Annotated in this window: 12 protein-coding genes; 5 read left to right on the forward strand and 7 right to left on the reverse strand. The window is 60.4% G+C overall.

From position 1 onward, the window contains the following. Positions 1–153 precede the first annotated feature (153 nt). The 3 genes from C3F36_RS06065 to C3F36_RS06075 all read left to right on the forward strand — a co-directional run bounded on the left by C3F36_RS06065 (position 154) and on the right by C3F36_RS06075 (position 1,871). Positions 154–687, forward strand: a complete 534-nt coding sequence (locus tag C3F36_RS06065; protein ID WP_010673166.1) for a glycine cleavage system protein R — start codon at positions 154–156, stop codon at positions 685–687. Between the two features lie 23 nt (positions 688–710). After that, positions 711–1,175: a thioredoxin-dependent thiol peroxidase gene (bcp, locus tag C3F36_RS06070; protein ID WP_010673165.1), complete on the forward strand. Its 465-nt coding sequence runs from the start codon at positions 711–713 to the stop codon at positions 1,173–1,175. A gap of 195 nt (positions 1,176–1,370) precedes the next feature. Continuing rightward, entirely contained in the window at positions 1,371–1,871 is a 501-nt protein-coding gene (locus C3F36_RS06075) for a YfbU family protein (RefSeq protein ID WP_039040945.1), read from the forward strand. Between the two features lie 52 nt (positions 1,872–1,923). On the opposite strand, the gene yfbV is transcribed toward C3F36_RS06075, so the two are convergent. Next, on the reverse strand, positions 1,924–2,364 hold the full coding sequence (gene yfbV / locus C3F36_RS06080) for a terminus macrodomain insulation protein YfbV (RefSeq protein ID WP_029313829.1): 441 nt from the start codon (positions 2,362–2,364) through the stop codon (positions 1,924–1,926). A gap of 301 nt (positions 2,365–2,665) precedes the next feature. Here yfbV and C3F36_RS06085 point away from each other — a divergent pair, with 301 nt between their 5' ends. Together C3F36_RS06085 and pta are read left to right on the forward strand one after the other, a co-directional pair. Continuing rightward, positions 2,666–3,868: an acetate kinase gene (locus C3F36_RS06085; RefSeq protein WP_010673162.1), complete on the forward strand. Its 1,203-nt coding sequence runs from the start codon at positions 2,666–2,668 to the stop codon at positions 3,866–3,868. Positions 3,869–3,938: 70 nt separating this feature from the next. After that, positions 3,939–6,092, forward strand: coding sequence for a phosphate acetyltransferase (gene pta, locus C3F36_RS06090; RefSeq protein WP_104454707.1), 2,154 nt, complete (start codon positions 3,939–3,941; stop codon positions 6,090–6,092). A 467-nt stretch (positions 6,093–6,559) separates the two neighbouring features. Here the strand turns inward: pta and ilvN are convergent, their stop codons facing one another. The 6 genes from ilvN to C3F36_RS06120 all read right to left on the reverse strand — a co-directional run bounded on the left by ilvN (position 6,560) and on the right by C3F36_RS06120 (position 11,709). Then, a complete protein-coding gene (gene ilvN / locus C3F36_RS06095; RefSeq protein WP_010673160.1) occupies positions 6,560–7,054 on the reverse strand; it encodes an acetolactate synthase small subunit in 495 nt (164 codons plus the stop codon). Further along, positions 7,054–8,772 carry an acetolactate synthase 3 large subunit gene (locus C3F36_RS06100; protein WP_010673159.1) on the reverse strand — a complete coding sequence of 573 codons (1,719 nt, stop codon included), beginning with the start codon at positions 8,770–8,772 and terminating at the stop codon, positions 7,054–7,056. The genes ilvN and C3F36_RS06100 overlap by 1 nt, the downstream gene beginning before the upstream one ends. Positions 8,773–9,162: 390 nt before the next feature. Continuing rightward, positions 9,163–9,315 (reverse strand): hypothetical protein, encoded by a 153-nt coding sequence (locus C3F36_RS06105; RefSeq protein WP_010673158.1) that lies wholly within the window; start codon positions 9,313–9,315, stop codon positions 9,163–9,165. Between the two features lie 35 nt (positions 9,316–9,350). Then, positions 9,351–10,460, reverse strand: a complete 1,110-nt coding sequence (locus C3F36_RS06110) for an MJ1255/VC2487 family glycosyltransferase (protein ID WP_104454708.1) — start codon at positions 10,458–10,460, stop codon at positions 9,351–9,353. After that, positions 10,457–10,960, reverse strand: coding sequence for a phosphatase PAP2 family protein (locus C3F36_RS06115; RefSeq protein ID WP_045523800.1), 504 nt, complete (start codon positions 10,958–10,960; stop codon positions 10,457–10,459). The genes C3F36_RS06110 and C3F36_RS06115 overlap by 4 nt, the downstream gene beginning before the upstream one ends. Positions 10,961–11,085: 125 nt before the next feature. Then, entirely contained in the window at positions 11,086–11,709 is a 624-nt protein-coding gene (locus C3F36_RS06120; RefSeq protein ID WP_010673155.1) for a TetR/AcrR family transcriptional regulator, read from the reverse strand. Positions 11,710–12,043: the final 334 nt, after the last annotated feature.

The following is a 12,043-nucleotide window of genomic DNA, read 5'->3' on the forward strand; positions in this document are numbered from 1 at the left end:
AAGCTGCCCCTTTTGAAAAACAAGGGAGGCACGGGACAAGCCGTGTTACCATCCGGCACAAAACGTATGAATGCACGAGCGCACAAGAGGCCTCACGGCAGGGTGCTGGCACCCGCGGTCAACGCATTCTCAATAATGGACGAGAGACGATTTATGACTCACTACCTGGTCGTAACGGCCATCGGCACGGACAGGCCTGGCATCGTCAATGAGGTGACCCGTCACGTCAGTGGCTGCGGTTGCAACATTGTCGACAGCCGTCTTGGCATCTTCGGCAACGAATTCACCTTCATCATGCTCCTGTCCGGTGACTGGAACAGCCTGATGCAACTGGAAATCAGCCTCCCACTGCGCAGCCAGGAGTGGGATCTCATCACCATGATGAAACGCACCGAGCGCCACCATTCCCTGCAATATGACATCAGCGCCAGCGCAGAGGTGCTGATCCGGGATCAGCCGGGCATCGTAAGTCAGTGCACCCAGTTCTTCAGCGATCACGGCTGGGACATCCAGGCCATGCAGACCATCACCCTGGAACAGCAGCCCTTCAACCTGCTCAAGGCGAACTTTCAGTTGAATCTCTCCAAGCAGGGAGAAGAGCCTGGCTCGAAGACAGCCTTCGCCGATTTCTGTCGTGGACTGGGCGCCGAGTCGTTCGAATTCATCGTCAATCACAAGTACGCCTGACGGCGTTTATCCGAGGAGACCCCATGTCACCACTAGAAGCTGGTACCCAGGCCCCCGATTTCTCCCTCTCCGATCAGGACGGCAATCAGGTTCGCCTCGCCGACCTGCGCGGCAAGAAGGTGCTGATCTATTTCTACCCCAAGGCGATGACCCCGGGTTGCACCACCCAGGCCTGCGGTCTGCGCGACGTCAATAGCGAGCTGGCTGCCCTCAATGTGGTGGTGCTCGGCATCAGCCCTGACAGCGCCAAGCGCCTGAAAAAGTTCGAGGAGCGCGACAACCTCAACTTCCGCCTGCTGGCCGATGAGGATCACGCGGTGGCCGATGCCTTTGGCGTCTGGGGCCCGAAGAAGTTCATGGGCAAGGAGTATGACGGCATTCATCGCCTGAGTTTCCTCATCGACGAAGAGGGCAAGGTTGCCCATCGCTTCGACAAGTTCAAGACCAGCGATCACCATCAGGTGGTGCTCGACCTCGTCAAGGGGTAAGCCACCAGCGGCATTGTTGCAGGGCTCGCCATGGCGGGCCCTGCTCGTTTCACCACGGCATCAGCCCCCACTCTCTGGCGGCTCACCAGGGCGCCTCCTCCCGCCTTTTCTCGCCAACCTCCCCTCTCAGATCAAAAAATTCATCCTGGATATGGGTTAACGTGACCCCAGATTCATTTTCCAGCGAGACAGCCCATGAACATGAGCCACACCGAACGCCTGATCCTGAGCAACCAGTACGAGATCCTGGCCAAACTCAATCCGGAAAAGGCGGCGTTTTACCAGCGTGCCAGCACCATCGTCGAGCGCGGCTACTGCCTGCAGATCCTCGAGCTGGAGAAGAGCTTCGGCCATCTGGATCTCGCCACCTGCCAGGAGGTCCTGGACACTCTGGAGCTGCACCATGCACTGGCCATCTCCTGGGGTAACCTGGATGCCAGCGCCCGGGCCGATGTCAACGAGAGCCGCCTTGCCTTCAACGGCTACAGCCGCAGCCAGGAGCGGGAACTGGCGGATTACGTCTGCTTCCTGCTGGAAGTGGACAAGCGCTTCCCCGAACTGCCCTGCCCCTGCGATGAGCTCTCCAGCGACATCGCCATGCGGGACAAGTACCAGCGCATGCTGGCGGTCTGGCGTCAGTGCCCCCGTCAGTACAAGCTCTCCATCCAGGAGATCAGCAAGGTGCTGGCCGCCTGAATGTGAAAAAGGCGCCTGAGGGCGCCTTTGTCGTCAGTCTGACTCAGGAAAGTCATTCGTAGAGGAAGGATTTGTCCAGCTGCTTGAAGGCGGCGTTGAGGGTATCGGCCAGCTCTTCGTAGCGGGGACGGGCCACCAGCTGACGCTGGCCCCCTTGCTCGTTCATCTTGCCGTTTATCTCCCGATACCAGGTGGCGAGGGAGGGGGGCAGCCGGGTATCGGCGCGCTGGCCGAGCCAGTAGTACCCTTGCAGCGGCAGGCTGAGCAGGAAGAGCACGGACGCCATCACGGAGGGCCAGTAATGAAGCTCGCCAAATTGGAACTGCACCATGACGCTGAGCACCGCCAGTGCCGGGATCACCTTGAGGGCGAATTCGGTGGCCTTGATCACCCGATTCTCCGGGAACATGGAATTAAGCTCGGGACGGCGCGGCCAAAGAGTCATATAATGACGGCCTTGCTGTAATTTAGTTCCAAAAATGTTCATGCTCATGCTACCTCCGAGCTCTTTTCGAACGCATTAACGGCAAAACCTCGACAATATTTGAGAGGCAATAACAAAGGTTGAGGATGACTTTGTTATTTTTCAACAATCAGGTTATCCTTTGTACGCCCATTTTTACGCTGGGGCACGGCCACTGACCAGTCAGGGACGTCTGAATTTCGGGTCTTGTATCACTATACAAGGGGCAAGCAACAGATTGCCAACCCTCATAAGGATAAGTTGATAGTTTTTGGACGCACCGCGTCCGGCGCATCCTCCAACCCAACCCAATCTGCGATAGGATTTATTCATGAGTAAGCTGGTTCTTGTTCTTAACTGTGGCAGCTCGTCCCTGAAGTTTGCTGTCATTGACGCAACCACCGGTGATGACCTGCTGTCCGGCCTGGCCGAATGCTTCAACCTCGACGACGCCCGCATCAAGTGGAAGCTGAACGGCGAGAAAGGCAACGCTGATCTGGGTGCCGGTGCCGCTCACCAGGAAGCGCTGGACTTCATCGTTCACAAGATCCTGCCGCTCAACCCGGAACTGTCCAAGAACCTGATCGCCATCGGCCACCGCGTGGTACACGGCGGCGAGCGTTTCACCTCCTCCGTTCGCATCTGTGATGACGTCATTGCCGGCATCGAAGCCGCCATTCCTTACGCACCGCTGCACAACCCGGCTCACCTGATCGGTATCCGTGCCGCCCTGAAGGTCTTCCCGGAACTGGCCGAGAAGAACGTCGCCGTGTTCGACACCGCCTTCCACCAGACCATGCCGGAAGAAGCCTTCCTGTACGCCCTGCCGTACAAGCTCTACAAAGAGAACGGCATCCGTCGCTACGGCGCCCACGGCACCAGCCACTACTACATCAGCCTGGAAGCGGCCAAGCAGCTGAACAAGCCGGTGGAAGAGCTCAACATCATCAACTGCCACCTGGGCAACGGCGGCTCCGTCTGCGCCATCAAGAACGGCCAGTCCGTCGACACCTCCATGGGCCTGACCCCGCTGGAAGGCCTGGTGATGGGTACCCGTTCCGGTGACATCGATCCGGCCATCATCTTCTTCCTGCACGACAAGCTGGGCATGAGCGTTGCCGAGATCAACACCATGCTGACCAAGGAATCCGGCCTGCAGGGTCTGACCGAAGTCACCTCCGACTGCCGTTTCGTTGAAGACAACTACGACAGCAAGGAAGAAGCCAAGCGCGCCATGGACGTGTACTGCTACCGTCTGGCCAAGTACATCGGTGCCTACGCCGCCGCCATGGACGGTCGTCTGGATGCCGTGGTCTTCACCGGCGGCATCGGCGAGAACTCCGCCCCGATCCGTGAGATCACCCTGAACAAGCTGGGCCTGCTGGGCTTTGACGTCGACCACGACGCCAACCTGAAGGCTCGCTTCGGCAAGGGCGGCGAGATCACCAAGGCTGGTTCCACCAAGGCCCTGGTTATCCCGACCAACGAAGAGTGGGTCATCGCCCACGACGCGCTGGAACTGGTCGGCGCATAAATTAGCTGTAGAGCAAGGCCGCCCCAGGGCGGCCTTTTCCTGATCCCAAAAAATGAACAAGGGGTAATAAGTGGCACGCACTATTATGCTCATCCCGGTCGGCACTGGTGTCGGCGTAACCTCCGTGAGTCTTGGCGTCGTTCGCGCCATGGAACGTCACGGTGTCAATGTCAGCTTCTTCAAACCGGTCGCCCAGCCGCGTCCGGGTGAAACCGGTACCGAGCGCTCCACCGCCGTGATCCGCGCCGCAGCCAACATCAACCCGCCCGAGCCGTTTGCCCTCTCCTACGCCGAGAACATGATCACCTCCAGCAACACCGACATCCTGCTGGAAGAGATCGTGGCCCGCTTCGAAGAGCACGTGAAGAGCAGCGGCGCCGAAGTTGTGGTGATCGAGGGCCTGGTTCCGACCGACAAGCAACCCTTTGCCAACAAGCTGAACTACGACGTCGCCAAGGCGCTGGACGCCGACATGGTGTTCGTGACCCATCCGGGCAACGACTCCAGCCAGAAGCTCAAAGAGCGCATCGAGCTGGCCTGCTCCAACTTCGGTGGCGTCAACAACCCGCGCATCGTGGGCTGCGTCATCAACAAGGTGGGTGCCCCGGTTGACGAGCACGGCGTGACCCGTCCCGACCTGACCGAGATGTTCGAAGCGCACCACCACGGCGCCGATACCGGCCACAACCTGGAAGTGCTGCAGGTCTTCGGCAAGAGTCCGCTGCGCATCCTCGGCTGCATTCCCTGGAACACCCAGCTGATCGCACCGCGCGCCAAGGATCTCGCCAAGCACCTGGCCGCCAAGATCATCAACAAGGGTGAGCTGGAAAGCCGCCGCCTGCAGACCGTGACCTTCTGCGCCCGCTCCATCCACAACATGATCGAGCACTTCCGTCCGGGCAGCCTGCTGGTGACCTCCGGCGACCGTTCCGACGTCATCGTCTCCGCCTGCCTCTCCGCCATGAACGGCGTCAAGCTGGGTGCCCTGCTGCTGACCGGCAACTACCACCCGGAACCCCAGGTGATGGCACTGTGCCAACAGGCCATGGCCACCGGTCTGCCGATCATGATCACCGGCACCAACACCTGGCAGACCGCCGTCAGCCTGCAGAACTTCAACGTCGACATCCCGGAAGATGACCGCGAGCGTATCGAGCTGGTGCAGGACTACGTTGCTGGTCACATCGACAAGCACTGGATCGAGTCTCTCTCCGCCAAGTCCACCCGTTCCCGTCGCCTGAGCCCGCCGGCTTTCCGCTACCAGCTGACCGAGCTGGCCCGTCAGGCCAACAAGCGCGTCGTGCTGCCGGAAGGGGAAGAGCCGCGGACCATCAAGGCGGCCGCCATCTGTGCCGAGCGCGGTATCGCCCGTCCGGTGCTGCTGGGCAACCCGGACGAGATCCGCCGCGTCGCTGAGCAGCAGGGCGTGATCCTGACCGACCGCGTCGAGATCATCGATCCGGTTGCCGTGCGCGAGCGCTATGTGGCCCGTCTGGTCGAGCTGCGCAAGAACAAGGGCATGACCGAAGTGGTTGCCCGCGAGCAGCTGGAAGACAACGTGGTACTGGGTACCATGATGCTGGAGCGCAACGAGGTCGACGGCCTGGTATCCGGCGCCGTGCACACTACTGCCAACACCATCCGTCCGCCGATGCAGATCATCAAGACCGCCCCGGGCTCTTCCCTGATCTCCTCCATCTTCTTCATGCTGCTGCCGGATCAGGTGCTGGTCTACGGTGACTGCGCCATCAACCCGGATCCCACCGCCGAGCAGCTGGCCGAGATCGCCATCCAGTCCGCCGACTCCGCTGCCGCCTTCGGCATCGAGCCGCGCGTGGCCATGATCTCCTACTCCACCGGCACCTCCGGCGCCGGCGCGGATGTGGAGAAGGTGCGTGAGGCGACCGAGCTGGCCAAGGCCAAGCGTCCCGACCTCATCATCGACGGCCCGCTGCAGTACGATGCGGCCATCATGGAGAACGTCGCCAAGTCCAAGGCACCGAACTCCCCGGTTGCCGGCAAGGCCACCGTGTTCGTGTTCCCGGATCTCAACACCGGCAACACCACCTACAAGGCGGTACAGCGCTCCGCCGAGCTGGTCTCCATCGGCCCCATGCTGCAAGGCATGCGCAAGCCGGTCAACGACCTCTCTCGCGGCGCCCTGGTGGACGACATCGTCTACACCATCGCCCTGACCGGCATCCAGGCAGCCCAGGCCGAGTAATCGACCCGCAGTCCGATGCACTGAAAAACCCGCCGAGAGGCGGGTTTTTTTATGGCTCGCGCCCAGAAATGTTGATCAGCAAGATCAGGTCGGGATCCCGTCCGGATCTACGGACAGATCCGCGTTCCGCCCTTGGCAAGGCACGAGGGATAAGCAAACGCTCACACCCTCGCCAGGGGATTGCACAAATGCGATCCAGCCAGGATCAAATTGAAATATCCTTTTAAGATCATGCAACTAACGCCAGACACACCGCTAATCTACAGAGTTTTCCACAGCTTTTGTGGATAGTTTACCGATCATTTGAAAGAAAATGACAGGTGAAGCCCCTCCCTTCTCCCTTCTCTTTCACCCCCTCGATAGCCCCCTGATGCTGTGGACTGCATCCCTACCGGCGCCCCCACGCTGCCAGACACGAAAAAGGGCTCCGAAGAGCCCTTGAACAGCTATTTTCACATCCGGCCACATCAGGGACGCAGGGATTTGTCCGCCCGGGAGATGCCGCAGACACCGGAGCGCACCACTTCGATGATCTCGTTGGTCTGGGCAGCCGTCTTGATGAAGGCGTCCAGCTTTTCGCTGGTCCCGACGAGCTGCACCGTGTAGAGCTCGGGGGTGACGTCGACGATCTGGCCACGGAAGATGTCCGCCAGCCGCTTCAGTTCGTCACGGGCACCACCGGCGGCGCGCGCCTTGACCAGCGCGATCTCCCGCTCGATGTGCTCCCCTTCGCTGAGATCGCACACCTTGAGCACGTCCACCAGCTTGTGCAGCTGCTTCTGGATCTGCTCCAGTACCCGCTCATCCCCCATGGTGACGATGGTCATGCGGGACAGGGTGGGATCCTCGGTGGGGGCCACCGTCAGGGTCTCGATGTTGTAGCCGCGCTGGGAGAAGAGGCCTACCACACGGCTCAGGGCACCGGATTCGTTCTCCAGCAGAACGGAAATTATATGTCTCATCAGGTTCTCTCCGTCTTGCTCAGCCACATCTCGTCCATGGCGCCAAATTTGATCTGCATCGGATAGACGTGCTCGTCCGGATCGACCGAGATGTCCATGAACACCAGTCTGTCCTTCATGGCAAAAGCCTTCTCCATGGCGCTCTCCAGCTCCGCCGGATCGCTCACCGCGATGCCGACGTGGCCATAGGCTTCCGCCAGCTTGACGAAGTCAGGCAGGGATTCCATGTAGGAGTGGCTGTGGCGGCCACCGTAGAACATCTTCTGCCACTGCTTGACCATGCCCAGCGCACGGTTGTTGATGGAGATGATCTTGATGGGCACCCCGTACTGCATGCAGGTAGAGAGCTCCTGAATGTTCATCTGCACCGAGCCGTCGCCGGTGACGCAGCAGACCACGGCTTCCGGGTTGGCAAACTGGGCGCCCATGGCGGCGGGAATGCCAAAGCCCATGGTGCCGAGACCGCCGGAGTTGATCCACTGGCGCGGTTTGGCAAACGGGTAGTAGAGGGCGGCAAACATCTGGTGCTGGCCCACGTCGGAGGCGACGAAGGCCTCCCCCTTGGTCACCTTGTAGAGAGTCTCGATGACCTGCTGCGGCTTGATCAGGGTGGGATGGGTTTCGTAGGCCAGGCAGTTGCGGGAACGCCACTGGTTGATCTGCTCCCACCAGTCCGCCAGCGCCTGCTTGTCGTTGTCAAAGCCGCACTCGCGGATCACTTCCAGCATCTGTTCCAGCACGGTTTCCACCGAGCCGACGATGGGCACATGGGCCTGTACCGTCTTGGAGATGGAGGTGGGGTCGATGTCGATGTGGACTATGGTAGCGTTGGGGCAGAACTTGGCTACGTTGTTGGTCACGCGATCATCGAAACGGGCACCCACGGCGAAGATGAGATCCGCGTTGTGCATGCTCTTGTTCGCTTCGAAGGTACCGTGCATGCCGAGCATGCCGATGAATTGCGGATGGGTGCCGGAGAAGGCGCCCAGCCCCATGAGCGTGGTGGTCACCGGCAGGTTCAGCAGCTCCGCCAGCTTGGTCACCAGGTGATCCGCATTGGCGTTGATGGCGCCGCCACCCACGTACATGACCGGGCGGCTCGCCTCGGTCAGCAGCTTGGCAGCCCGCTTGATCTGACCCTTGTGTCCGGCCTTGGTCGGATTGTAGGAGCGCAGGGAAACGGACTCGGGATACTGATAGGGGAACTTCTCTTTCGGATTCTGCACGTCTTTGGGCAGATCCACCACCACCGGCCCCGGGCGGCCACTGGCGGCAATGTAATAGGCCTTCTTGATGGCCTCGGGAATGTCGCTGGCTTTCTTGCACAGGAAGCTGTGCTTCACCACCGGGCGGGAGATGCCGATCATGTCGGTCTCCTGGAACGCATCCTCCCCGATCATGCTGGTCGGCACCTGGCCGGACAGGATCACCAGGGGAATGGAATCCATGTAGGCGGTGGCGATCCCCGTGATGCAGTTGGTGGCGCCGGGACCCGAGGTCACCAGCACAGTGCCCACCTTGCCGGTGGAGCGGGCATAACCGTCCGCCATGTGCACTGCGGCCTGCTCATGCCGCACCAGGACATGCTCCATCTTGCCGTTTTCGAAGAGAGCGTCATAGATGTCGAGCACTGAGCCACCAGGGTAGCCGAAAACGTGCTCCACTCCCTGATCTTCCAGCGCTCTAACCACCATCTGGGCGCCTGATAACATCTCCATGATAAAGCCCTCCAGGCTTTGCTCCGTTAAGCGAAAGCTATCGACAGTCCGCTGCTTCCCGGCAGCGCCGATCCGAGTCTTGTTGTTGTCTGCAGGCAGATCAGGCGAGTTCGGAGCCGTCGATAGTAGAAAAATAGGGGTTTTCCATCATTCACCCGAAAAGCGGGTGAAAAACCAACTTAACCCGCCCGTGAACGCTTGTCCACGGCTTTGTCTGGCCATAACAGTCATAAATTTCAAACAGCTATTAACATTCAGTGACTTGGCTACCAGACGGGCAACAAAGAGGGGCCCTGGGGGGAACAACCAGCGGATCATGCTGCCCGCGTCGGTGAGGAACAAAATAAACGGCCCACCCCGAGGGGGTGGGCCGTCAAAAACTGGCTGGTTTCACTGCTCGTCTTCGGGTTCTGCCAGCCAGATCTGCTGATCCGGATCCGTCTCTTCGCAGACCGAAATGCTGACACCCATGTCGAGCAGCTCATGCAGGGTGAGATTGTCTGCCAGGGTCATGGTGTCGCCGTTTTCATTGGTAAAGCGCATGGTGTCCGTCCTCTCCGTGGTGGGATCGACTCAGTTTAGTCAAAGGCGCTGAGTTGGGATAACCAGGGACGCTCCTGGCCGGTACGGCTGGCAAGCTCCCCCAGGCTGTCACACACCTCCTCCGGAAAGAGAGTCCTGCCCCAGAGGCGGCGGGAGAGCGCCCCCACCTCCTCCCCGGCCCCGTCCAGCAACCAGTCGGCCAGCTCTCCTGCCACATCGGGATAGCGTACCCTGCCAGGAGAAGGGGCCTCCAGCCAGCTTCGCACCGCATTGGCATCCAGGCTGTCCATCAACTGGGCCAGCCCCATCAGCTCCAGGGTCCTGCCGTTGGTCAACTGCTCGAACTGGCCACCCAGGGGTTTGACCAGCAGCTTCTTGCCCAAAGAGAGCGCCTCGGAGGCAAGCTCGAATCCCGCATTGCTGATGACCCCGCGACAACCGGCCAGCGCCAGCTTGAACCCCTCTCTGGCCTGAGGTTCAAAGCGGATGTTGCGCCACTCGCTACGCTTGCGCACCTCGGGATGGAAGCAGATGAACGACTGCGTGCTGAAACGCGACAACAGGGCCGCGATCGTCTCTGTCTGCTCGAATGGCAGATAGACCAGGATCTGCTGGTTGTCCGGCACCGGCTCGAGGGGATCGACGATGGGAGGCAGCAGGGGCTGGCCGAAATGGAACCAGTGCAGCCCCAGGGACTGGCGTACCGGCGCAAAATGGCGCATCAGCTGGCGGTTGAAGCCGCTCTCCCCCCAGCGCGGGATCGGCCAGTCGAAGCTCGCCTGATGGCTGATGGTGAGGCTGGGTTTGCCCCAGCGGCGAGCTGCATGGGCACTGAGCGGCTCGAAGTCGCTGATGACCAGATCGTACTCGCGACAATCGAGGGCACGCAGATCTTGCCAGAAACGCAGGGGAGAGAGTCCCTTGAGGGTACGCCAGCCCGAGATGCGCCCCTGATGGCTGGCGAAGGTGATACCGGGGAAGGTGCGATAATCCCCGAACTCCCCCATCTCGAAGTAACCGTCGGCGGCGCGCCCGCTGAACAGGTAGTCCACCGCCATTCCCCTGCTCTTCAATGCGCGCGCCAGGGTCCGGCTACGACTGATATGACCGTTGCCGGTCCCCTGAACGCCGAACAGTATCCTCATCCCTGGCTCCAACCCAGCGCCCAGAGGGCGCAACCACCGCCAAGCAGCGCCCCGGCCACCAGATCACTCAGATAATGCACCCCGAGCAGCAGGCGGGACGCCCCCACCAGCGCGGCCCAGACAAACAGCAGCGGTGCCCAGAGCGGGAAACTGGCGGCCAGTACGGTCGCCATCAGAAAGGCGGCCGCGGTATGGCCAGAGGGCAGGCTGTAACGATCCGACGGGGTGATGAAGACAGGCAGCCCTGCCGGGCGCTGGCGTTTGAGGGCATTCTTGAGCAGCAGGTAGAGCGGCAACTCGAGGGCAAACGCCCAGAGCGCCATACTGACCGCCTCCTGCCCGGCGCTCCCCTGCCACCAGAGCAGGCAGGCCGCCACGGCATAGAGGGGGCCGTCACCGGTACGGGAGACAAGCCGGCTTATCCTGGCCTGCGGCTGATTGTAGGGATGGAGCAGGCAGACACGGCACACCCGCAGGTCCCATTGCTGGATCTTGTTCATCACGGCCCTCCCTTGCATCCTGAGTGCAGACTAGGAGGGCGGCATGACACTTCGTTGACGCCCAGATAACAGATTGATGAAAAAAAGGGCCCAGGGGCCCTTTTTCATCCGTCATCCCGAAAAAGTCAGTTCAGGGCACCGCGCAGGCCGTTTTCCATCAGGCGGCAGTTGTGGGCCGCGAGGCGGCTCATGAAGTGCTCGTCCACCGTCAGACCAAACACCTGTTCGTAGAGATCCTTCATCACGAAGGGCTGCCACATCATGCTGAGGAAGGAGATCTTCAGCATCTCGGGGTCCAGGTTGTCCGCCAGCTGGCCGTTGGAGCGCATGGATTCGAGCAGGGCATCGAACTGGGGAAGTTGGCGATCCAGCAGGCGGCTCAGCACAAAATCACGCCCCGGGCTCTTTTCAGTGGACAATGCGCTGGAGATGGCGGAGGTCAGCTCGCTGTTGGGCGCCATCACCTGATAGTAGGTGTTGAGCAGATCGGTCAGGCTGCGGTTGCTGCTCTCGTCGTGCCAGGCTTGCTCGAGGGGCTCGGCCACATCCCCCAGCACCGCCTTGTAGAGGCCTTCCTTGCTGCCGAAGTAGTAGTGGATCATCGCCAGATTGGAGCCTGCCAGCTCGGCAATCTCGCGGGTCGTCACCTTGCTGTAGGGGGTGTTGAGAAAACGTTCGCGTGCGGCGGCAAGCAGCTTGTCACGAATGTCGGAACGTCCGACTGGACGGCCAGGTCTGCGTTTTTCCATGGAATACCTCAGATAATTCAGCAAGGGCTGATAAGTCGATCTGATTGTGCGGGTGATCGAGTACAGCAGGAATGACCAGATAATCAGGCATGAACCGAATATGGGACAAGAGAATTTGCACTCCTTTACAATCCGATTAAATAAACCAGTGGATTGAACCTGTCCATTCCGGTTGACACAGCATAAAAATCTCGTTATTGGTAGTAGCGTTATCGACTGGAAGGATTGAGACATCATGCGTATTGCCGCTCCGCTACTACTGCTCTCCCTAATCGCGACTCCTCGCGCGGGATCCTTGTAGCCGGGCTAAGGCATAGCCGGAATTTACAGAAAC

Origin of the sequence: Aeromonas sp. ASNIH2, from assembly GCF_002934795.1 — a bacterium.
GTDB classification, from domain to species: domain Bacteria; phylum Pseudomonadota; class Gammaproteobacteria; order Enterobacterales; family Aeromonadaceae; genus Aeromonas; species Aeromonas caviae.